This is a genomic window from Amycolatopsis plumensis, from assembly GCF_042652605.1.
Lineage (GTDB): Bacteria > Actinomycetota > Actinomycetes > Mycobacteriales > Pseudonocardiaceae > Amycolatopsis > Amycolatopsis plumensis.
In genome coordinates, this window is record NZ_JBHSJY010000001.1 from 2,529,155 (window position 1) to 2,550,974 (window position 21,820).

General features: G+C 72.7%; 19 protein-coding genes and 1 other RNA gene. 6 read left to right on the forward strand and 14 right to left on the reverse strand.

Annotation, left to right across the window (positions count from 1 at the left end):
• Positions 1-2: 2 nt before the first annotated feature.
• Positions 3-362 (reverse strand): YbaB/EbfC family nucleoid-associated protein, encoded by a 360-nt coding sequence (locus ACFPLC_RS12020; protein WP_013230627.1) that lies wholly within the window; start codon positions 360-362, stop codon positions 3-5.
• Between the two features lie 78 nt (positions 363-440).
• Between ACFPLC_RS12020 and ACFPLC_RS12025 the strand changes: the two genes are divergently transcribed.
• Positions 441-1,292: an N-acetylmuramoyl-L-alanine amidase gene (locus ACFPLC_RS12025; protein ID WP_378190345.1), complete on the forward strand. Its 852-nt coding sequence runs from the start codon at positions 441-443 to the stop codon at positions 1,290-1,292.
• A gap of 282 nt (positions 1,293-1,574) precedes the next feature.
• Here the strand turns inward: ACFPLC_RS12025 and ACFPLC_RS12030 are convergent, their stop codons facing one another.
• Positions 1,575-3,947 (reverse strand): DNA polymerase III subunit gamma and tau, encoded by a 2,373-nt coding sequence (locus ACFPLC_RS12030; protein WP_378235812.1) that lies wholly within the window; start codon positions 3,945-3,947, stop codon positions 1,575-1,577.
• A gap of 43 nt (positions 3,948-3,990) precedes the next feature.
• Positions 3,991-5,535 carry an ALF repeat-containing protein gene (locus ACFPLC_RS12035; RefSeq protein WP_378235813.1) on the reverse strand — a complete coding sequence of 515 codons (1,545 nt, stop codon included), beginning with the start codon at positions 5,533-5,535 and terminating at the stop codon, positions 3,991-3,993.
• 75 nt (positions 5,536-5,610) lie between these two features.
• On the opposite strand from ACFPLC_RS12035, the gene ACFPLC_RS12040 reads away from it, so the two are divergent.
• Positions 5,611-6,486, forward strand: coding sequence for a spermidine synthase (locus ACFPLC_RS12040; RefSeq protein WP_378190349.1), 876 nt, complete (start codon positions 5,611-5,613; stop codon positions 6,484-6,486).
• Positions 6,487-6,776: 290 nt separating this feature from the next.
• Here the strand turns inward: ACFPLC_RS12040 and ffs are convergent.
• From ffs to ACFPLC_RS12085, 9 genes are all read right to left on the reverse strand, one after another.
• An RNA gene (ffs, locus tag ACFPLC_RS12045) (signal recognition particle sRNA small type) lies at positions 6,777-6,871 on the reverse strand.
• Between the two features lie 21 nt (positions 6,872-6,892).
• Entirely contained in the window at positions 6,893-7,486 is a 594-nt protein-coding gene (locus ACFPLC_RS12050; protein WP_378190350.1) for a GTP-binding protein, read from the reverse strand.
• Positions 7,464-7,811: a DUF742 domain-containing protein gene (locus tag ACFPLC_RS12055; protein WP_091319104.1), complete on the reverse strand. Its 348-nt coding sequence runs from the start codon at positions 7,809-7,811 to the stop codon at positions 7,464-7,466. Before ACFPLC_RS12055 ends, ACFPLC_RS12050 begins: the two co-directional genes overlap by 23 nt.
• Complete coding sequence (locus ACFPLC_RS12060; RefSeq protein WP_285987111.1) at positions 7,811-8,245, reverse strand: roadblock/LC7 domain-containing protein; 435 nt, start codon at positions 8,243-8,245, stop codon at positions 7,811-7,813. Before ACFPLC_RS12060 ends, ACFPLC_RS12055 begins: the two co-directional genes overlap by 1 nt.
• Positions 8,242-10,962 carry a sensor histidine kinase gene (locus ACFPLC_RS12065; protein WP_378190353.1) on the reverse strand — a complete coding sequence of 907 codons (2,721 nt, stop codon included), beginning with the start codon at positions 10,960-10,962 and terminating at the stop codon, positions 8,242-8,244. Before ACFPLC_RS12065 ends, ACFPLC_RS12060 begins: the two co-directional genes overlap by 4 nt.
• 25 nt (positions 10,963-10,987) lie before the next feature.
• Positions 10,988-11,776 carry an ABC transporter ATP-binding protein gene (locus tag ACFPLC_RS12070; RefSeq protein WP_378190355.1) on the reverse strand — a complete coding sequence of 263 codons (789 nt, stop codon included), beginning with the start codon at positions 11,774-11,776 and terminating at the stop codon, positions 10,988-10,990.
• Positions 11,773-12,723: an ABC transporter permease gene (locus ACFPLC_RS12075; protein ID WP_378190356.1), complete on the reverse strand. Its 951-nt coding sequence runs from the start codon at positions 12,721-12,723 to the stop codon at positions 11,773-11,775. The genes ACFPLC_RS12070 and ACFPLC_RS12075 overlap by 4 nt, the downstream gene beginning before the upstream one ends.
• Entirely contained in the window at positions 12,720-13,733 is a 1,014-nt protein-coding gene (locus tag ACFPLC_RS12080) for an ABC transporter substrate-binding protein (RefSeq protein WP_378190358.1), read from the reverse strand. Before ACFPLC_RS12080 ends, ACFPLC_RS12075 begins: the two co-directional genes overlap by 4 nt.
• 576 nt (positions 13,734-14,309) lie before the next feature.
• The gene (locus tag ACFPLC_RS12085) at positions 14,310-16,205 is read right to left on the reverse strand and encodes a glycosyltransferase family 39 protein (RefSeq protein WP_378190360.1); all 1,896 of its coding nucleotides are present in this window, start codon (positions 16,203-16,205) and stop codon (positions 14,310-14,312) included.
• Positions 16,206-16,288: 83 nt separating this feature from the next.
• On the opposite strand from ACFPLC_RS12085, the gene ACFPLC_RS12090 reads away from it, so the two are divergent.
• On the forward strand, positions 16,289-16,891 hold the full coding sequence (locus ACFPLC_RS12090; protein ID WP_378190362.1) for a class I SAM-dependent methyltransferase: 603 nt from the start codon (positions 16,289-16,291) through the stop codon (positions 16,889-16,891).
• Here the strand turns inward: ACFPLC_RS12090 and ACFPLC_RS12095 are convergent.
• Both ACFPLC_RS12095 and ACFPLC_RS12100 read right to left on the reverse strand, forming a co-directional pair.
• Positions 16,888-18,399, reverse strand: a complete 1,512-nt coding sequence (locus ACFPLC_RS12095) for a sensor histidine kinase (RefSeq protein ID WP_378190364.1) — start codon at positions 18,397-18,399, stop codon at positions 16,888-16,890. The two genes, ACFPLC_RS12090 and ACFPLC_RS12095, sit on opposite strands and share 4 nt — an antisense overlap.
• Entirely contained in the window at positions 18,377-19,126 is a 750-nt protein-coding gene (locus ACFPLC_RS12100; protein ID WP_308443415.1) for a response regulator transcription factor, read from the reverse strand. Before ACFPLC_RS12100 ends, ACFPLC_RS12095 begins: the two co-directional genes overlap by 23 nt.
• A 168-nt stretch (positions 19,127-19,294) precedes the next feature.
• On the opposite strand from ACFPLC_RS12100, the gene ACFPLC_RS12105 reads away from it, so the two are divergent.
• The 3 genes from ACFPLC_RS12105 to ACFPLC_RS12115 all read left to right on the forward strand — a co-directional run bounded on the left by ACFPLC_RS12105 (position 19,295) and on the right by ACFPLC_RS12115 (position 21,817).
• On the forward strand, positions 19,295-19,903 hold the full coding sequence (locus tag ACFPLC_RS12105; protein ID WP_378190366.1) for a hypothetical protein: 609 nt from the start codon (positions 19,295-19,297) through the stop codon (positions 19,901-19,903).
• 106 nt (positions 19,904-20,009) lie between these two features.
• Entirely contained in the window at positions 20,010-21,164 is a 1,155-nt protein-coding gene (locus tag ACFPLC_RS12110) for a sensor histidine kinase (protein WP_378190368.1), read from the forward strand.
• Positions 21,161-21,817, forward strand: coding sequence for a response regulator (locus ACFPLC_RS12115; RefSeq protein ID WP_191315610.1), 657 nt, complete (start codon positions 21,161-21,163; stop codon positions 21,815-21,817). Before ACFPLC_RS12110 ends, ACFPLC_RS12115 begins: the two co-directional genes overlap by 4 nt.
• The last annotated feature ends 3 nt before the right edge of the window (positions 21,818-21,820 follow it).

The window sequence follows — 21,820 nt, forward strand, 5'->3', positions numbered from 1 at the left end:
CGTCAGCCGCCGAAGCCGAGGCTGCCGAGGTCCGGCATGCCGCCACCGCCGCCGAGCCCGCCGGCCAGCGGGCCGAGCTTCTGCTCGGTGAGCTTCTGCGCGCTCGCCGACGCGTCGCGGACCGCCGCGACGATCAGGTCGGACAGCGTCTCGACGTCGTCCGGGTCGACCACCTTCGGGTCGATCTGCAGGCTCTTCAGCTGGCTGTCACCGGACACGGTCGCGGTGACCAGTCCGCCGCCGGCGGTGCCGGTGACCTCGGTGTTGGCCAGCTCTTCCTGGGCTTCGACGAGCTTCTGCTGCATCTGCTGCGCCTGCTGCATCAGCTGGGAAAGGTCGAAGCCGCCGCCGGGTTGGGCCATGATCGCACTCGGTCCTCTCTGCACGCCTGTGTCCCCACCAGGGTAGTCGCGCCACGCGAAGGGCCGGGCTGTGGCACCGTGGTCGCCGTGCGACGCGCGACTGCTCCCCTGCTGCTGGCCGGTGCCCTCCTGCTCACTGGCTGCTCCGACGACGCTCCGGCGGCTCTTTCCACCGCGCCTGCGACGGTGGTCACGACTGCTTCGCCCACGTCTTCCGCTTCGCCGTCTCCGTCTTCGGTCACGCCTTCCTCGGTCACGCCATCTTCGTCGTCGGCACCGGCCGGGAAGGTCGTCGTGCTGGACCCGGGGCACAACGGCGGGAACGGCGCCCACCCGGCGGAGATCAACCGCGCGGTGCCGGCCGGGCGCGGGCAGACCAAGCCGTGCAACACGACGGGCACCTCGACCAACGCGGGTTACCCCGAGCACGCGTTCACCTTCGACGTGGCCCAGCGGGTCGGAAAAGCGTTGGCGGACAAGGGAATCCGTGTTGTTTACACGCGGCAGGACGACACCGGCGTCGGCCCGTGCGTCGACCGCCGCGCGGCGATCGGCAACGAGGCGAACGCCGACGCGGTCGTCTCCATCCACGCCGACGGTTCGGAAGCGGCGGGGGCGAACGGCTTCCACGTCGCGTATTCGTCGCCGCCGCTGAACGCCGCGCAGGGAGCACCGTCGACGAGGCTGGCGCAGACGCTGCGCGACACGATGCGCACGAGCGGCTTCAGCGCGGCGAACTACATCGGCACGAACGGCCTCTCGGCCCGCGCGGACCTGGCCGGCCTCAACCTCTCGACCCGCCCGGCGGCCCTGGTGGAGTGCGGCAACATGCGCAACGCGACGGAGGCGGCCCGGATGACGAGCGCCGACGGCCGTCAGCAGTTCGCGGCGGCCATCGCGGCGGCCATCGAGGCCTACCTGGCCTCCTGACCCCAGCACCCGAAGGCTCGGCCCGCGCACCCGAAGAGTCGGCTTGCGTACCCGGAGAGTCGGCTTGCGTACCTGGAGAGTCGGCCTGCGTACCCCAGCGGTCGGCTTGCGTATCTGGAGGGTCGGCCGTGAGCCGACTGTCCGGGTACGCAGACCGACCGGCTGGGTACGCAAGCCGACTGTCCGGGTACGCAGACCGACCGGCTGGGTACGCAAGCCGACTGTCCGGGTACTCAGGCCCACCGTCCAGGGACGTGGGCCGACCTGCCGGGTACTGCCGGGTCAGTCGAGGGGGCGGGCGCCGAGGTGCTCGGAGAGGAGTTTGCGGGCCAGCTCGTCCGGGTCCTTGTCCGGTGGGGGCGGGGGCGGCGGGGGTGCCGGGCTGGCGTCCTCGTTGTAGAGGTCCTCGTCGTCCTCGTCGGAAGGCTCCGGGGGCAGCGGGATGTCCGGCTCGGTCGTCGTCACCTTCGGGCGCGACGGCGGAGGCGGCGCCGCCGGGCGCGCGGGCTCGGCGGGAGGCGGCGGCGCGGCCGCCGCCGACTGGCGGGTGAAGGACCGCTCCGGCGCCGGGGCCGCCTGCTGCGGACGGGCGGCGGCGGGCGCCGCCGGGGCGTTGCCGTGGACGCAGCGGACCTGCCAGTCGCCGCCGAGGACGTCGGTCAGGGCGCCGGCGATCTTGCGGGCGTTGTCCTGGTCGGAGAGGCGGCGGGCCAGGGGTTCGGACTTGTGGGTCAGCGTCACGGCGTTGCCCTCGACGCTCGCCACGGTGGCCTGCGTCAGCATCGCTTCGAGGCTGCGGCCGCCGGTGAACTTGCGCAGCGCGGTCATCAGCTGCGGCCAGATGCTCCGGATCCCGGCGGCGTCCATGCCGCCCGAGCCGGTCGGCGCGGCTTCTGGCTCCGGGGCGGACACGGACGCGGAAGCAACAGCGGCGGCCGGGGCGGGCGTGCCGCCGCCGGGGGTGCGCACCGCACCCCAGCCGCCGTCGCCGGACTGGGGCTCGGCCGCCGCGACGCCGCCACCGGGAGCTTGGGCCGCCGGGGCAGCAGTACCTGTGGCACCGCCACCATCGCGGGGCTGAGGCGAAGCAGGAGCAGCGCCCGCAGGCGCACCCCCGCCGGGATGGGCCGCGGCCCGAGCAGCAACCCCGCCATCGCCCGGCTGGGTCCGAGCAGCTGCCGCACCGCCACCGGCGGGCGGCTGGGCCGCAGCGGCCGCGCCGCCACTCGGCTGGGTCCGAACAGCTGCTGCACCGCCACCGGCGGCCGACGGGCCCGCAACGGCCGCGCCGCCACCCGGCTGGACCGCGGCGGCCGCGCCGCCACCCGGCTGGGCCGGAGCGGACTCGGCCGGGCGCCCGGGCGGCTTGACCGGCTCCGGCACCGGTGCCGGGCCCGCCGAGGCCGCTCGCTGCGAAGGCCTCGAAAACTCGCGCTCCGGCGCCGCACGCAGTGGCGGCTCCACGCCACCCTCGGCCGGCGCGCCGCCTCCGCCCGCGACGGTCGCGCGGCGCTCCAAACGCTCGATCCGCGCCAGCAGCGCCTTTTCCGCGTCGGTCACCGACGGCAGCAGCATCCGCGCGCACAGCAGCTCGAGCACGAGCCGGGGCGAGGTCGCGCCGCGCATCTCCAGGAGTCCATTGTGGACGATGTCGGCGTAGCGGGAGAGGGTGGCGAGGCCGATCCGCTCGGCCTGCGCGACCATCCGCGACAACTCCTCCTCCGGCGCGGACACCAGCCCGCCCGCGGACTCCGGCACCGCGCGCAGCAGCACCAGGTCGCGCAGCCGGTCGAGCAGGTCGGTGGCGAACCGGCGCGGTTCGTGGCCGGCCTCGGTGAGCTTCTCGACCGTGCCGAACACCGTCGCCGCGTCCTCGGTCGAGAGCGCGTCGACCATGTCGTCGATCAGCGCGACGTCGGTGACGCCCAGCAGCGCGACCGCCCGCGAGTACGAAACGCCTTCCGGTCCGGCACCGGCGAGCAGCTGGTCGAGCACCGATTGCGTGTCGCGCGCCGACCCGCCGCCCGCGCGGATGACCAGCGGGTACACCGCCGGCTCGACCTCGACGCCTTCGGCCGCGATGTTGCGCTCCAGCAGGTTGCGCATCGCGCTCGGCGGGATCAGCCGGAACGGGTAGTGGTGCGTGCGCGAGCGGATGGTGGTGAGCACCTTGTCCGGCTCGGTCGTCGCGAAGATGAAGATGACGTGCTCAGGCGGCTCTTCCACGATCTTCAGCAGGGCGTTGAAGCCCTGCGTGGTGACCATGTGCGCCTCGTCGATGATGAACACCCGGTAGCGCGACTCGGCCGGCGCGTAGAACGCCTTGTCCCGCAGCTCGCGGGCGTCGTCGACACCACCGTGGCTGGCCGCGTCGAGTTCGGTGACGTCGACGCTGCCCGGCCCCTCGGGCGCGAGCGCCTTGCACGAGTTGCACTCGCCGCACGGGTCCGGTGTCGGGCCCTGGGCGCAGTTCAGCGAGCGCGCCATGATGCGCGCGCTCGACGTCTTCCCGCAGCCGCGTGGGCCGGAGAAGAGGTAGGCGTGGTTGATCCGCCCGGCGGACAGCGCCGTGCGGAGGGGTTCGGTCACATGCTCCTGACCGACGACCTCGGCGAAGGTCGCCGGACGGTACTTGCGGTACAGCGCGAGAGCCACCTCGCGAGGGTACCGGGCACCACCGACAACCTTCGCCGTGCGGTCAGGAGACCAGGGCCGCCGCTTCCGCGACCAGACCGTTCACCTTGGTGACGTGCGCCGCCGTGAACGCGTCACGCGCCCGCGCCTTGAGCAGCTCGCCGTCCAGGTAGGCCTGCAGGGCCGAGTCCGGCCCGTCGAGGACGCCCTGCGCGACCGCGACGACCTCGGGGCCCTCGCCCAGGGTCCGGGTGGCGTACACCCGCAGGTCGATCAGGTGCGCGACGTACCGGCCGTGGGCCAGGAACTCGCGGATGTCCGCGACGGTGCCGTCCAGCGCCTTCTGCGCCGCCGGCTTCGTCGACGGGCCGCCGGCCGCCATGATCTGGTTGACCTCGACGCGGTCGTCGGTGTCGCGGCCCGGGTAGTCCCCGGTGCGCAGCAGCGCGACGACCCCGGCGTACGGGCCGGCCAGCGCGTCACGAGCCGCCTGGCGCAGGCCCGGGCGGGCGTTCGGGTCCGCCGCGATCGCCGAGACGGCGGCGCGGTCGTCGGACTCCTGCGCGGCGGCGAGACCGCTGCGCACGAACGTGACGACGTCGTCGTCCGAGCCGCTCAGCGCGGCACGCGCGGCCGTCTTGACCGCGGCACCACCGTTGCGCAGCAGGTAGACCGACGCCTTGCGGCCGTTCGGGACGGTCAGCGCCGGGTCGGCCGCGTCGGCGAGCAGCTTGTCGTTGTCGGTCTTGGCCTTCGCGGCGCGAGCAGCGGCCTCACTGGCCTGCTGCTGCGCGGCCGCTTCGGCGGCCGAGGCGTCCCGGCCGGCCTGCTGGTTCTGGCCCCGCTGGACGACGAGCCGGTCGGCGTTCGCCTTCCGCGCGTCCGCGGCGAGCTGCGCGGCCCGGTCGGCGGCGGCCTTCACGTCCTGGGGACGGTTTCCGGCCGCGGCCGCCTTGGCCGCGTCGACCTGCTCCTGGACCGCGGTGACTTCGGTGTCGTAGTTCGCGGCGACCTGCCGCCACAGCGACAGGAAGTACCGGATGTCCTCCGGTGTGCCGTCGAGCGCCGTCTGCGCGGCGGCCTTGACCTCCGGGCCGCCGGCGGCCATGGCCTGGGTGGCCGTGACGCGGTCGTCGACGTCCTTCGCCCGCTGCAGCCCGGTTTCCAGGAAGGCCCGCACGTCCTCGGGGGTGCCGTTGTCGAGCACCTCCGCGCCGCGTTCGTTGACGGTCGGGCCGCCGACGTCCATGGCCTGGCTGACGGCGATCCGGTCGTCCGCGCTCCTGGCCAGCGGCAGGCCGTTCGCCAGGTACTCGCGGATGTCGTCCGGGGTGCCGTTGAGCGCCCGCTGGGCGGTGCGCTTGGTGATCGGGCCGCCGGTGGTGAGCGCCTGGCTGACGAGGACCCGCTCGTCGTCGCGCTGCGCCTGCTGGCGGCCGGTGGCCAGGAAGGCCGCCAGGTCGGCCGGCGAGCCGAGCAAGGCCGCTTCGGCGGCCCGCGCGACGCCGGGACCGCCGGTCTCCAGCAGCGAAACGGCCTGCGCCCGGTCGGGCAGTTCGGCCGCGGCCGCGGGCGTCGCGAAGACCCCGGCGGCGAGTGCGGCGGCCACGATTACTGCGTTTGCACGCAAGTGAAACCCCCTCGATCGATGATCGTCCGTTCCCTTATCGCCGGAGTGGTCGGAATGTTTCCGATAACCTCGGATTTCGTGAGCCGAACGCGGAAGACCGCTCCGGAGCCCGGGCGCTACCCCGTGCGGTTCGGCACGGCGGAGCTGGTCCGCGACGCCGACCGCGGCAACGCCTGGCTGGTGTCGGTGGACGGCGTCGCGCAGTCGTACGTCGACCTCGACGACCCCGCTCACCTGGAGTTCGACTACGTCCGCCGGTTCGGGGACGTGGTGGACCGGCTGCCGCCCGGCCCGCTGGACGCGCTCCACGTCGGCGGCGCGGCGTGCACGCTGCCCCGGTACGTCGCGGCGTCGCGGCCGGGCTCGCGGCAGCTGGTGTTCGACGCCGACGGCGAGCTGGTGGAGCTGGTCCGCACGCAGCTGGGGCTGCGGGTGCCGGGCTTGCGCGTCCGGGTGACGGACGGCCGCGAAGGCCTCGCGACGCGCCGGGACGATTCGGCGGACCTGGTGGTGGTCGACGCGTTCCGGCGCGCCACGCTGGCCGGCGGCTTGGCGACCCTGGAGGCGACGCGGGCCTGCGCGGGCATCCTGCGCGCCCAGGGCGTCTACCTGGCGAACATCACGGACGGCTCGGGCCTGCCGTTCGCCCGCCGGTTCCTGGCGACGCTGCTGTCGGTGTTCCCGGAGGTGCTGCTGCTGGCGGACCCGGGAGTGCTGCGCGGCCGCCGGTTCGGCAACCTGGTGCTGGCGGCCTCGGCGAGCGAGCTCCCGACGGCGGAGATAGCCCGCCGGACGGCCTCGGCGGCGTTCCCGGCGCGGTGCTTGTACGGCGCGGAGCTGCGAAAACTGGCCGGGAAGGCGGCTCCGATCACCGACGCGGACGCCCCGCCACCGCCAAGCCCTCCTGACGACGTCCTGGGCCTGTTCTAACCCCACCCAAGCGCCCCAATGTGGCCTTCGGTGCGTCAGACGCACCCAAGGCGGCCTTCGGTGCGCTAGACGCAACCAAGGCCACATTGGGGCGCTCGAGCCCACCCGCCCCCCTCAGCCGCGGCAGCGAGAAGCGGCGCGGACTTCCCAGGCCGCGGCAGACCACAGGTTGCGGCAGAGCTCCCAGCCCGAGCCGGAGGCACCGTGGGGGTCCGGGGGCTCGGCCCCCGGGTGAAAGAACGAAGTGAAGGCCCGGCGAAGGGGCGAAGCCCCGAGAGCCGGAGCCGAAAAGAAGGGGACCCCGCGCACCCGCCAGAGCCTGCTTATCCTTGCTGCCTTCCGGCCCTGGGGAGGTTCACAGGGTGGACGCCGCGCGGGGTCCGCCGCCAAGTGTAGCGGGCCCCGATCAAGCCCCTGCACCAGCCTGGGCTCGGGCCCGCTTGAACGTGTTGTGCAGCACCGCCAGCAGCGCGTCCCGCACCGAGAGCTTCTGCCGGGCGTCGAACGTGATCAGCGGGACGTCGTCGCTGACCGCCAAGGCCCACCTCACGTCCTCCAGGTTGTGGCCGAGCGATCCGTCGAACATGTTCACCGCCACCACGAACGGCAGGCCCGCGTTCTCGAAGTAGTCGACCGCCGGGTAGCAGTCGTCCATGCGGCGGGTGTCGACGATGACCAGGGCTCCGAGCGCGCCGTGGACCAGGTCCTGCCACATGAAGCCGAAGCGGTCCTGGCCCGGCGTGCCGAACAGGTACAGCTTGACCTCTTCGTCGATCGTGATGCAGCCGAAGTCCAGTGCCACCGTCGTCGTGGTCTTGGACGGGACGTGGCCGGTGTTGTCGGCGGACATCGAGGTGATCGCTGCCTCGGTCGTGAGGGGCTTGATCTCGGAGATGGACGACACCGCCGTCGTCTTGCCGACGCCGAAGCCGCCCGCGATGACGATCTTGACCGGGGCCGGCGGCCGGGTGCCCGGTTCAGTGAATGGCTTCGAGTCCACGAATGACCCTTTCGATCATGCCGAGGTCGTGCGAGTTGTGGTTGCCCGGCCGCCGGACGACGACGTAGCCCAGCTCGGCGAGGTCGGCCACCAGCACCCTGGCCACGCCGATGTGCAGGCCGAGCATGGCGGCCACCTCGGCGACCGACATCGTGTTCCGGCAGAGGGAAACGATTTCCTGGCGTTCGAACGTGAGCTTCGGGTGCGACGCCGCGCCGAGGCGGGACGTCATGACCTGCGCCTCGATCTCCAGGCTCTGGTCGACCGGCTGGGCCCGGCCCGAGGTCATCAGGTACGGCCGCAGCAGCGAAGGCTCCTCGGTCATCACGACCCCACGGTGTTCTTGAGCTCCTCGATCAGGCCGGGTGTGAGGACCTCGGTGGCGCGGTTGGCGAACATCGCCATCTCGTAGGCGATCGTGCCGAGGCTGGCCTGCTTGTTGGCCAGCACCCCCAGCGAGCAGCCGATGCTGATCGTGCAGACGAGCAGGTACCCGTGCTCGAGCTCGATGATCACCTTGTCCGGCGAGCCGAGCGGGTGGCTTTCGGAGACGCCGTGGGCGAGGCCGAGCATGGCCGAAGAGATCGCGGCGAGGCGGTCGGCGTTGGAGCGCTCGAGCTCCGTCGACATCGCGATCAGCAGGCCGTCGGCCGAGACCGCGATGGCGGCTATCGCGCCCGCGGTGTGCTGCGCGAAGCGGCTCACCAGCCAGTTGAAGTTCTGGGCTTCGACACTGACGCCAGCTGCGGGGATGCTCATTTCCTGCTCTCTTCTCCTCGTTCCATCACACGACCGGCGACCACGCCTTGGGGCGGGCTGTCTGCCGTCACGTCCTCCGCCTTGGCGAGGCCGGCGGCGAACGCGTCGAACGCCGCTCGTTCGGCCGCCGGGTCCCGCTTGGTGCGGTTGACGACGGCGCGGGCGAGCGGCCGCCCGGCGGGCTGCTGACGCAGGCCGGGGGCGAGCTGGGCACCGGGGACGCGGCGGATCAGGCCGTCCCGCGACGGTGGGACGGCCGTGGCGGGCGTGCGGCCGGCGGGCATCGCCGAGTCCCCCGGGATGCGCACCGGCAGCGACGCGCCGTCACCCGGCGACGGTGCCGCGGCCCCGGGAGGGTCGCTTTCACGGGACGCGGCCTTCGCGAAGGCGCTCTCGAACCCGTCCATCGCGGCCTTGGTGGCCTCCGGGTCGTGCCGCGGCTTGCCGTCGGACACCGGTGCGGTCGTGCCGGGAGCCGGCAGCTGCGCCCCGCGGACGCGGCGCCGCAGCCCGCTGCGGGTCTCGGCGTCCGGTGCGGGCGCGGCCGTGTCCGTGTCCATGGCCGGGGGTGGCGGCGGATCGGCGGGTTCGGTGTCCGGCCACACCGGTTCGAGCTGGTTGAACCAGCGGAAGCCGTTGTCGTGCGCGGTGGCCAGCAGGGCCGGGATCGCCGGTGCCGGCAACGGCTCGACCGGCCGCACGTCGTCCGAGGTGGACACCGCGACGGCCTCCGCGGGGCGGGCGTGGACCGGCGCGGGCGCCTGCGCCGGGATCACGGGCGCCTGCTCCGGTTTCGGCCGCGGCCCGGTGCGGTGGGTGAACAGCGACGGCGGGATGGTCAGCCGGGCGGTCACGCCGCCCGTGGTCGGCGTCGCGAGCAGCTCGACCCCCAGCTCGTGGCGCCGGGCCAGGCGGCCGACCACGAACAGGCCGAGCACACTGGTCGGCGCGAGCTCCAGGCGTTCGCGCTCGACGAGCCGCCGGTTCTCCTCGCCCATCTTCTCCGCGGTCATGCCGATGCCGTGGTCGACGATGCTCACCAGGCAGGCGCCGTCGGCCAGCAGCATGGTGTCCACCTCGACCATCGAACCCGGCGGCGAGAACGACGTCGCGTTCTCCAGCAGCTCGGCGAAGACGAGCACCAGGTCGGCGCCGAGGGCCGACGACAGCAGGATTTCGGCGACGACCCCGAGCTTGACGCGCTGGTAGTCCTCGATCTCCGCGAGCGCCGAGCGCAGGGCCGTGGACAGCTCGATCGGGCCGGCGATCCGGGTTTCGTCGCGGGTGCCGGACACCACGAGCAGGTTGTCGGCGTTCCGGCGCAGGCGGGTGGAGAGGTGGTCGAGCCGGTAGAGGCTGGCCAGCAGCCGGGTGTCCTGCTCGTTGCGCTCGACCTCGTCGATCAGGGCGAGCTGGCGGCCGACGAGGTTCTGCGTGCGCTTCGCGACGTTCGCGAACATCAGGCTCGTGTTGCGCCGCGTGAGCGCCTGGCGTTCGACCAGCTCGGCCGCGGTGGTCTGGACCCGGTTGAACGCGGCGGCCAGCTTCCCGAGCTCGTCGGAGGAGACGACGTCGATGGTGGCCAGGCGCGGGATCTGCTCCTCGGCCTCTTCGGTGTCGGTCACGCGGACGAGTTCGGTGCCGGCGAGGTCGGCGACCGAAGTCGCCGCGGTGGTCAGCTGGCGCAGCGGGCCGGCGATCGAGCGGGACACCGCGACCGCGAGGAAGGCGACCAGCAGGAACAGCCCGCCGGCGCCGAGGCCGACCGTCCAGGCCAGGTTCGTCGCGCTGTCGGCGCGCTCGGTCGCGGAGTCGGCGATCTCGCTGATCGCCCTCTCCTGGACGAGCTTCCGCTGTCCCGCGTGGGTGTCCGCCGCGGAGAGCACGTCGGCGACGTACTTCGTGGTGGCGGCCGCGTCACGGGGCTTCTCGACCTGGGCGGCGAGCTCGTCGACGCGGCGCCCGGCGTCACTCTGCTCGACCCGGACGACGAGCGCGGACCGCTCGCTGTCGTCGCCGTCGTCGCCCTGCTTGACGAACCGGTCGACGAAGATCGGCGCCTGCTGGGTCGCGTTGTCGAGGATCGGACGGCCGGCCGCCGGCGAGATCGCGGTCACGATGAGCGCCATCGCGCGCAGCGAGTTCTCCTCGTTCGCGCGCAGCAGCGCGTCCAGCGCGGTCAGCTCGCGCGCGCCCTCGGCGTCACTGGTGAGCTGCGGGACCAGGCGCAGGGCGTCGATCACCGCGTCGACCACGGCGTTGTAGGTCCGGGCGACGCTGTCGAGCGCGACACCGCGGCGGGCGGCGTTCTGCCGCAGCTCGGCGAGCGAGCCGATCCGGGTCAGCGCCGCGGAAAGCTCGTCGGGGGCGTCCTCGCCGAGGGCACCGCGGACGTCGGCGACCGTCTGGTCGACCACCCTCTGCTGCTGGACCATCTGCTCGGGACTCGCCGACGGCGTCGCCACGAACGCGGCCGTCAGCAGCCGTTCGCGCTGCAGCTGCCACATCAGCCCGCCGAGCTGCTGGGCGTGCCGCGCGACGGCGGCCGACTGCGCCGCCGCACCAGCGCTGTTCGCCTGGGTCAGCACGAACGGCACCGACACCAGCACCACCGCGACCAGCGGGGGCAGGAGCAGCAGGTTCAGCTTGCCGCGAATCCCGAGCCGGGCGAGAAAACCGCCGCCGGCCCGTTCCGCGGTCGGCCTGCCGTGTCTCATCCCGCGACCTTCCCGTCTTCCGTTCTCACTCGACCGCGGCCACCCGGCTCACGTGGCCCCGGTGCTGCTCCCGGACCAGGTCCTCGATCCGGGCGCGCAGCGCGAGGAACCCCGGCTCGCGCTTCACCGCCAGGTCGCGCTCGGCGGGCAGCGCCACCTCGACGTCGGCGGCGATCCGGCCCGGGTCGGAGGCGAGCACCACCACCCGGCCGCCGAGGAAGACCGCTTCCTCGACGTCGTGGGTGACCATCAGCACCGTGGTGCCGGTGTCGGCCCACACCTGGCGGATCAGCACCTGCATGTCCTCTTTGGTCTGGACGTCCAGGGCGCCGAAGGGTTCGTCCAGCAGCAGAACTTCCGGTTCGCACGCCAGGGCCCGCGCGATCGCGACGCGTTGCTTCTGGCCGCCGGAGAGCTGTTTCGGCAGCGACTTGCGCACGCCGTCGAGGCCGGTTTCGGCGAGGTACCAGTTCACCCGCTCCGCGCGCTCGACCGGATCGACCGAAAGCAGCTCGAGTCCGAACGCGACGTTCTTCTCGACGCTGCGCCACGGGTAGAGCGCCCCGGCCTGGAAGACGAGCCCGCGGTCGGGCCCCGGCCCGGTCACCGGCACGCCGTCGAGCACGATCTCGCCCTCGGTCGGCCGGCTGAGCCCGGCCACCACCGACAGCAGCGTCGACTTGCCCGAGCCGCTCGCGCCGACGACGCAGACGAACTCGCCGCGCAGCACTTCGAGGTCGACGCCGACGAGGGCGCGGGTGACCTTGCCGCGGACGGTGTAGTCCTTGGCGACGTTCCGCAGTTCCAGCGTCATGCCGCCCACTTCCCGACCCGCGTGCGCAGCAGGCGCAGCAGGACGTCGATGGCGAGCCCGGCGATCCCGATGACCACGAGCACCGCGAAGATCTTGTCGGTCTGCAGGAACCGCTGCGCGCGGACGATCCGGTAGCCCAGGCCCGCCGAGGAGTTGATCAGTTCGGCGACGACCACGAAGTTCCACGCCGCCGCGGCGTTGACGCGGATCGCGTCGATCATGCCCGGCAGCGAGTGCGGCACGACGATCTTGCGCAGCACCTCGCCGCGGCGCGCGCCGAGGGTGTAGGAGACGTCGATGAGCGCGTCCGGCACGCCGCGGACCACGTCGGCGGTCATCAGCGTGTTGAAGAAGACCGTGCCGATGAAGAGGATGGCGATCTTCGACGGCTCGCCGAGGCCGAGCCAGATGATCAGCAGCGGGATGAACGCGCTCGCCGGCAGGTAGCGCAGCAGCCCGATCAGCGGCTCGAAGAACGCCTGCCCGGCGGTGAAGCTGCCCATCAGGATGCCGAGCGGCACCGAGACGAGCACGGCGAGGCCGAAGCCTTCGAGCACCCGCTGGGTGGTCGTCCAGAGGTCGTCGAAGAGCTCGCCGGTGCTCGCCATGTCCACCCCGGCTTCGAGCACCGCGGCCGGCGACGGCAGGAACGTCGAATCGACGGCCCCGCTGATGCTCAGCACGACCCACGCGAGGAACGGGATGGCGAAGGACAGCGCCGCGAGCGTCCAGCGGGACGCCGCGGAAATGGGCGTGCGCAAGGAGAACAGCGGCGAAGCGGACGGTTTCAGCCCGGCCCGGCGGGGCAGCGGCGACCAGGCAGGCCGTCCGCCACCCACCCGGCCGGCCTCCTGCTGCTCGGCGAGCCGCTGCTCCGCTTCCTGCGCCTCGGCGGCCCGCGCCTCGGCCGTGCTCGCCGGCGTGGTGCGCTGGGTCGGACCGGTCACTGGGGCGCGGCCTTCACGAACTGGTCGTCGAAGAGGCCGTCGAGCGAGGGCCGCTGCTGGGCGAGCCCGGTACCGACGATGAAGTCGATGATCTTGTTCGCCTGGAAGTCGAGGTGCTGGGCGGTGACGCCCGGGGTGAACGCGTCGATGTTCTGCTGCCGCGTGAAGATCGTGGTGCCGGCGTCGTAGGACTTGTAGTCCGCTTCGGACACGCCACCGCGCTTGGCCATGATCTTGACGGCCGCGTCCTTGTTGTTCTTGATCCAGGTCAGCGTCTCGAACCAGGTGTTGACCAGCGCCTGTACATCCTTCGGGTGGTCCTTGACCAGCTTCTGCGAGGTGACCAGGTGGTCCGGGATGGCGCCGGGGAACTCGGCCGACGTCGAGATCGCGCGGCTGCCCGCGCGCTCCAGCGCCGTCGAGGTGAACGGCGCGAACGCGGCGACCGCGTCGACCTGGCCACTCTTGAACGCGGCGGCCGCGGCGTCGGTCGGGAGGTTGACGAGCTGGATGTCCTTTTCGGTCAGGTTCGCCGACTGCAGCGCGAGCAGCAGCAGGTAGTGGTCGACGGCGCCCTGCTCGACGGCGACCTTCTTGCCCTTGAGGTCGGCGATGCTGGTGATCCCGTCCCGCGCGATCACCTTGTCGTTGCCGGTGGAGTTGTCGTTCACCAGCACGATCGACAGCTTGGCGCCGCCGGAGACCGACGACAGCGTGTCGTTGAGGGTCTGGCTGTTGGCGTCGATGGCGCCGCTGGAAAGGGCGTTGATGCTGTCGGTGTAGTTGTCGAAGTACTTGAGGTCGACGTTGACGCCGTTCTTCGCGAACAGGCCCTGTTCCTGCGCCACCTGCCACGGGAACCAGCCCGGCCAGGCGCTGAACCCGATGGTGATCTTGGTGCCGCCGCCGGAGGCGGAGCTGTCACTGCACCCCGAGAGCGCGGTGACCCCGGCGAGGGTCAGCAAAGTCAGGAGCACCGTCAGCAGACGGGGGCGGGAACGGGAAATCACAACGAACTCCAGGTTGCGGGGGAAGTGGAGTGGTGCGTACCGAAAGGGAGAATTGCGGCGCTCGGGGCTACGGGTGGGGACGGTCATCGCGAGAGAACGCGGACAGGAGGCGCTCACCACCAGTGAAATCCCAGCACTCAGCGCACCGGATCAGCCACCCCTGTCCTTCTCCCGGCGGAGAGCCTAGCGACTAGCACAAGATCCCCACAACGTCCGCTCTTTGCATCCAAACGAGTGACCGTCGCCCGGGTCAGCCTGCGGGATCGACGCGTTCGAGATCGTCGGGGAGATCGTTTCTGTCGGCCGACCGGCCAATATTCCGGCAGGCGTGTGCGCGGAGCGCGTGCAAGGGCACGGCCCGAAGTCCCTCGTCGTTACGACGACAGCGTGGGGTGCCGGCTTCCTCACTCAGAGCGAAGCGACGGCTCCGAACGGTCGTTCGGAATGACCCGGGCACGCGCCGGGAATTCGAACACCTGTCCGCATTCGCCGATACCGCACGGGTCTGGAATACGCCGAATGATTCCTCGACTGTTAACACGCTTGAAACAATTCAAGCGGGCCGTCTAATTTCTATCAAACGATAGATTTGGTGAGGTCGTAAACGGTCGTGCCGCCGATGGTGACCGGCGCGAAGTTCTGCTCCACCCAGGTCTGGATCTCGCCGGCGGTCCCGCGGCCGCCGCCGAAGCCGCCGCGGCCACCGGCGACGTAGTAGTGGATGTCGCCGTCGGCGACGTACGCCTGGAACTGCTGCAGCGTCGGCGCCGGGTCGCTGCCGCTGAAGCCGCCGATCGCGAGCACCGGCCGCCCGCTCGCCAGCGCCAGGCCCGCCGGCTGCATCGCGCCGCTCTGCGCCGCGGCCCACTTCGTCGTCGTGCTCTTCAGCAGGTCGATCACCGCGGAGTCGGTCTCGCCCGCGCCGAAGCCGCGCTGCCCGCCGAAGCCGCGTCCACTCGCGACGGCCGGGCCGGAGGACGGCGTCCCGCCGGAGTGCGCGTTCGCCGCCGTGGCCAGCGTGTAGGACGTCGTCCCGAGCAGTGCGCCGCACAGGCCGAGCACGGCCACCACCGGGCCGGCCCGCCGGACGCGGTCGGCGCCGAAGAGCAGACCCGCGACCGCGGCGGCGCCGGACACCAGGAGCGCGTACCGCACCCACGGCTGCCAGTCCGGCGTCCGCGCGAGGAGGACGAAGGCCCAGACCGCCGTCACCGCGACCATGACGGCGAGCACCGCCCGCGCCGTGAAGTTCGCCCGGCCACGCCAGAGCTCGCGGGCGGAGATCGCCAGCGTCGCGGCGACCCCGGGGGCCAGCGCGACCGTGTAATACGGGTGGATGATGCCGCTCATGTAGCTGAACACCAGCGCGGTGACGACCAGCCAGCCACCCCACAGCAGCAGCGCCGCCCGCGTGCGGTCGGTGCGCGGTGCCCGGCGGGTGAACCACAGGCCGGCGACCAGCCCGATGACCGCGGCGGGCAGCAGCCACGACGCCTCACCGCCGAACTCGCCGGAGAACAACCGCGTCAGGCCGGTCTGGCCCCCGAAGCCGCCGAAGCCGCCCCGTCCGCCGGCGGGCAGTTCCACCCCCGCGGGCGGGGTGAACGCCCGGCCACCGCCCCCGCCACCGCGTCCTTCGCCGAAGATCCGGCCGAGGCCGTTGTAGCCGAAGGCCAGTTCCAGCACGGTGTTGTCGGTCGAACCGCTGATGTAGGGCCGGTCCGCGACCGGCCACAACGCGACGGCGGCGATCCACCACCCCGCGGAGACGAGCACCGCACCCGCCGCGGCGAGCAGCTGGCCGATTCGGCGGCCGAGGGACGTCGGCGCCGCGACGGCGTAGACGAGCACGAACGCGGGCAGCACGAGAAAGGCCTGCAGCATCTTGTCGAGGAAGCCGAGGCCGATCGCGACGCCGGCGAGCACCAGCCACTTCGTGCTCGCGTGGTCCAGCGCCCGCACCACGCAGTAGGCACCGGCGACGAGGAGCAGAACGAGGAAGGCGTCGGGGTTGTCGTAGCGGAACATCAGCGCGGCGACCGGCGTCAGCGCGAGCCCGGCCCCGGCCAGCAACCCGGCAGCGGGTCCGGACAGCCGCCGCACGGCCAGGTAGAGCAGGCCGACGGACGCGACGCCGGCGAGCGCGTCCGGCACGAGCAGGCTCCAGCTGGAGAAGCCGAAGAGCCGTCCGGACAGCCCCATGACCCACAGCGAAAACGGCGGTTTGTCGACGGTGACGACGTTGCCCGGATCGAGCGAACCGAAGAACAGCGCCTTCCAGCTCCACGTCCCGGCCTGCACGGCCATCGCGTAGAAGTCGTTGGCCCAGCCGGTCTTCGCCAGGTCCCACAGGTAGAGCAGGCCGGTGCCGAGCAGCAGCGCGGCCACGGAAGGCTGGACCCACCGGGGTTTCCGGACCGGGGCGGGCGGCTGGGGCTGGGCGTGTCCGGGCGCCGACAGCGTGGTCGTCATGGCGTTCACCGTGTCGGCGGTGGATGTGGTGAACTTGTGGCCAAGCTGTGCGCCAGCTGTGCATCAACCCCGGACGGGTGAGCATGTCGGAGAACGGAACGGCGGAGTACGCGGGCGAACCCGGCTTGCCCGAGCTCGTCCGGCGGGCCGTGGACGCGGCCGCGCGGGCGGGGTTCGGCTGCTCCTGCCACCCCGCCCAGGGCCGGTTGCTGCAGCTGCTCGCCGGCGGGGTCACGGGTGGCACGATCGGCGAGACCGGGACCGGCTTCGGCGTGGGACTGGCCTGGCTCGCCGCCGGCGCGGGCCCGGGTACCGCACTGGTCAGCGTCGAACGGGACGCGGGGCGCCACGCGGCCGCGGCCGAGCTGTTCGACGGCACGCCGTCCGTCACGCTCCTGCGCGGAGACTGGACCGAGCTGGCCGCGGCCGGGCCGTTCGACCTGCTGGTGGTCGACGGCGGCGGCCAGGGCAAGGGCGCCGAACCGCCGCTGGAGCCGCGCGCGTGGCTGCGCCCGGGCGGCTGTCTCGTCGTCGACGACTTCACGCCGATGACGTCCTGGCCACCGACGTTCCGCGGCAAGCCCGACGAAGCACGGCTGCACTGGCTGCGGCACCCGGACCTGCTGGCGACCGAGCTGCGGCTGACACCGGACCTCGCGACCGTCGTCGCCCGCTACCGCGGCTAGGCAGGCGGGGGTGCCTCCGGGAAGGTGATCTCGAACTCCGTGCGCCCCGGCCGGCTCTGCACCCCGACGCGGCCGCCGTGCGCGCCCACCACCGCCGCCACGATCGCCAGCCCCAGCCCCGTGCTCCCGGCCGCACGCGACCGGGAATTGTCGCCGCGGGCGAAGCGCTCGAAGATGTCCGGCAGGATCTCCGGTGGGATGCCCGGGCCGTCGTCGGCCACCCGGAGCCGGACGATTCCGTCCGATGTGGACAGCGTGGTCGTCACCGTGGTCCCCGGCGGGGTGTGCGTACGCGCGTTGGCCAGGACGTTGATCACCACCTGGTGCAGCTGGCCCGCGTCGCCGAGGACGCCGATCGGCTCGCCGGGCACGTCCATCAGCCACTTGTGGTCCGGGCCCGCGACGTGCGCGTCCGCGACCGCGTCGGCCACCAGGCGGCACAGGTCTGCCCACTCCCGCACCACCGGGCGGCCGGAATCGAGCCGGGCGAGCAGCAGCAGGTCCTCCACCAGCGTCGTCATCCGGCGGGACTCCGACTCGACGCGGCTCATCGCGAACGCGACGTCCGGCGGCACCTGCTCGCCGCCGCGCCGGGTCAGCTCGGCGTACCCGCGGATCGCCGCCAGCGGGGTGCGCAGTTCGTGGCTGGCGTCCGCGACGAACTGGCGGACGCGGTTCTCGCTCGCGTGCCGCGCGCTCAGCGCGTTCGCGATGTGCTGCAGCATCCGGTTCAGCGCCGAGCCGACCTTGCCGACCTCGGTGTTCGGGTCGGTGTCGGCCTCCGGGACGCGTTCGGACAGCGCGACTTCGCCGCGGTCCAGCGGCAGTTCCGAGACGCGCGTCGCGGTCGCCGCCAGCCGGTCGAGCGGCTGCATCGTGCGCCGGATCGTCGCCGCGCCGACCGCGCCCGCCACCAGGATCCCGGCCAGTGCGACGCCGCCGAGGATGAACCCGAGCTGCCAGAGCGTCTCGTTGACGTCCTTCAGCGGCAGGCCGATGACCGTCTTCTCCCCGCGCGCCGACGTCGTCGAGACGACGCGGTATTCGCCGAGGCTGCCACCGAGGTCGATGCTGCGCTGCTTCCCGTCGGACGGCAACGCCAGCAGGCGCAGCGCCTGGTCCGCGGGAACGGGCTTGAACGGCGCCTTGCGCTTCGACACCCCGGCCACGCTGGAGTCGATCACCGCGGCCGAGGCCTTCGAGCCGGTCTGGACGACGGCGAGCGTGCCGTCACCCTGGCCGAGCACGCGCAGCGCGTCCGGCGGTGGCGGCGTCTCGCCGTACTGCCACGGCGGCGGCCGCTCCCCGCTGTGGCGGGCGCGGTCGCTCGCCGCCGCCAGCCGCTGGTCCTGCTGGCCGATGAGGAACTCGCTCAGCGCGAACTCCGTGACGACGCCGACGACCAGGCACACCAGGGCGAGCAGCGCGGCGAGCTGGACGATCAGCCGCCGCCGCAGCGACCACGGCCGTCGGGCGCGCTTCGGTTCAGCCGGCGGGCTTGAGGACATACCCGGCGCCCCGCATGGTGTGGATCATCGGCTCGCGGTCGGCGTCGATCTTCTTCCGCAGGTAGGAGATGTAGAGCTCGACGATGTTGGCCTGGCCGCCGAAGTCGTAGCTCCACACGCGGTCCAGAATCTGGGCCTTGGACAGCACCCGCTTGGGGTTGCGCATGAGGTAGCGCAGCAGCTCGAACTCGGTCGCCGTGAGCGGCACCAGGTCCCCGCCGCGGTGCACCTCGCGGCTGTCCTCGTCCAGGGTGAGGTCGCCGACGACCAGCGTCGACCCGCTCGCGCCGGTCACCCCGCCCGCCCGGCGCAGCAGCGCGCGCAGCCGCAGCGCGACCTCTTCGAGGCTGAACGGCTTGGTGACGTAGTCGTCGCCGCCCGCGGTGAGGCCGGCGATGCGGTCCTCGACCGCGTCCTTCGCCGTGAGGAACAGGACGGGCAGGTTCGGCGCCTCGGACCGCATCCGGCGCAGGACTTCGAGACCGCTGAAGTCGGGGAGCATGACGTCGAGGACGACGGCGTCGGGGCGGAAGTCGCGCGCGATCCGGACGGCCTCGGTGCCGTCGCCCGCGCTGCGCACCTCCCAGCCCTCCATCCGCAGGGCCATCGACACGAGCTCGGCCAGCGTCGCCTCGTCGTCGACGACGAGGACCCGGACCGGGCTCCCGTCGGCGCGGCGGAGGTCGGCCTTGCCGGGGCCGGACGACGTGGCGTTCATAGCGGTCATGGTGCCACCTTCCCGGCCCGGCGTCGGTGTTCGCTGTGCGCTCGCTGTGCATTTGCTGTGAAGGTTCGCGCGTTCGAGGCACAGCGAGTGCTGACGCTCCCCACAGCTCAAACACAGCCGCGGCGGCGAACCTGAGCGGGACCAGTGTGGGCACCACCGGAGGACACGATGACGACCGAGCCGATGCCGAACACCCAGCCCGAGGGCGCCAACTGGGGCGACCCGGCCCCGGCCGCGCCGAAGAAGGGCTGGTCCGGCAAGAAGACGGCGATCGCGGCCGGCATCGCCGTGGTGATCGCGGCGGGCGGCGGCGCGGCGATCTGGGCGGGCACCAGCAGCGCCGACAACAACACGGCCCAGGGCCCCGGCGGCTTCGGCGGCCCGGGCGGACCCGGCGGCGGCCAGTTCCGCGGCCAGGGCCCGGGCGGCGGCTTCGGCGGCGGGATGGCGGCCCTGCGGGACGCGCTGCACGGCGACTTCGTGGTGTCGAACGGCAACGGCGGCTACACGACCGAGCGCCTGCAGACCGGCGACGTCACCGAGCTGAGCGCCACTTCGGTGACGCTGACCAGCAAGGACGGCTACAAGCAGACGTACGCGCTCGATTCGTCGACCGAGAAGACGGGCGACGTGAAGACGGGCGACACGAACGTGACGGTGGTGGCGAAGGTCGAGGGCCAGACGACCACGGCAACGTCGCTGGGCAAGGGCTTCGAGCCGGGCCAGCGCCAGCCGGGCCAGCGCCGAGGCGGCTACTCGGCCCGCCCGACCAACTGACCCCAGCGCCCTCGAGCCGGGAACGCTCCGGTGCCGCGCACCCCCCTCACGCCGCATCGGGGCGTTCCCACCTCCTTCGCACCGCGGTTAGGGCACAGTTGCGGGTGTGCAGGACATCCGGGGGTCGCTGAGACGGCAGTCGCTGCTGGTCGCGCTCGTCTGCGTGGTCTGCGACGCCGCTCTCTTCGTCCTCCGCGGTCCGCTCGGCGAGGCCGGCTGGCGGGCCTGGGCCGTGCTGCTCGCCGGCGTCGCCGCCAACGCCGCGCTCGCCGGGGCCGCCCGGTACTCCGGGTGGGTCGCGCTCGCCCACGCCGTCCTCTACGCCAGCGCGCCCGTCCTCCTCTGCACCTGCCAGGGGTACGTCACCGGGAACAACGCCGGGATCCTCATCGCCGGCTACCGGGCCGGCGCCTGGCTGCGGACCCGGCCGGCCGTGCTCGCGCTCGGGGCGCTGCTCGCCGGGGTCACCGCCGGCTGCATCGAGGGCGGCGGGCGGACGGCCGCCGACTGGCGGCTCATCGTCATCAACGTCAGCGTCTCCGCGCTGCTGCCGTGGCTGGTCGGCCGGTACACGACCGCCCGGCGCGCCTACATCGCCGATCTCGAGCGCGAAGCCGACGAACGCCGCCAGCAGCAGGAAGAGGCCGTCAAACGGGCCGTTCTCGAGGAACGCACCACCATCGCGCGCGACCTGCACGACGTGATCTCCCACCACGTCAGCGCCATCGGCGTGCACGCCGGCGCCGCCCGGCTCGGCCTGCCCGATGGCGCCGAACCGGCCCGGAAGTCGCTCGGCGCCGTCGAATCGGCGAGCCGCTCGGCGATGGCCGACCTGCGGCGGCTGCTCGACCTGCTGCACGCCGAAACCAACGTCGAACAGCCCGGCCTGGACAACCTCGGCGAGCTGGTCGAGACGGTCCGCGCGGCCGGCCTGCCGACCCGGCTGACGTTGCGCGGAGAGCCCCGCGAGCTGCCGGGCTCGCTCGACATCGCGCTCTACCGGATCGCCCAGGAGGCCCTGACCAACGCCCTGCGCCACGGCGAGGGCCCGGTCGAGGTCGAGCTGAACCTCGGCCGCACCGAGGTCGTGCTCGTGGTGACCAACGGTCTCCGCGAAAACCGGACGGCCGAGACCGAGCACGCGCACCGCGGCCTGGCGGGGATCCGCCGTCGCGTCACCCTGTTCGGCGGCCAGGTCTCCTACGGCGAGACCGGCGGGCTCTGGCAGCTGCGCACGACCTTCCCGGTGGAGAGCACATGATCCGCGTCCTGCTGGCCGACGACCACGCGATGTTCCGGTCCGGGATGCGCGCGCTGCTCGACACCCAGCCCGACTTCACCTGCGTCGGCGAGGCGTCCGACGGTCGCGAAGCCGTCGCCGAGACCGCCCGCCTGCGCCCGGACGTCGCGGTCCTCGACGTCCGGATGCCCCGCCTCGACGGCCTCGCCGCGACCGAGGCGATCCTTTCCGCGCCGGGCAACGACACCCGCGTTCTCGTGCTCACGACCTACGACGCCGACGAGTACGTCTACCGCGCGCTGCGGGCCGGGGCGAGCGGGTTCCTGCTGAAGAGCCTGGCGCCGGAGGAGCTGGTCGCGGCGATGCGGGTGGCGGCGCGCGGGGACGCCCTGATCGACCCCTCGGTGACGCGGCGGCTGGTGGCGAAGTTCGCGTCGGTCCTCGAACCGGCGGCGGCCGAACCCCCGGAGCTGGCCCGGCTGACCTCCCGCGAACGCGAGGTGCTGCTGCTGCTCGCCGGCGCCTGCAGCAACGCCGAGATCGCGCGGAAGCTGCACGTCGGCGAGGAGACGGTGAAGACGCACGTGTCGCGCGTGCTGAGCAAGCTCGGGCTGCCCGACCGGGTGCACGCCGTCGTCTACGCCTACCGCCACAAACTGGTGCCGCCCGCTTAAGCT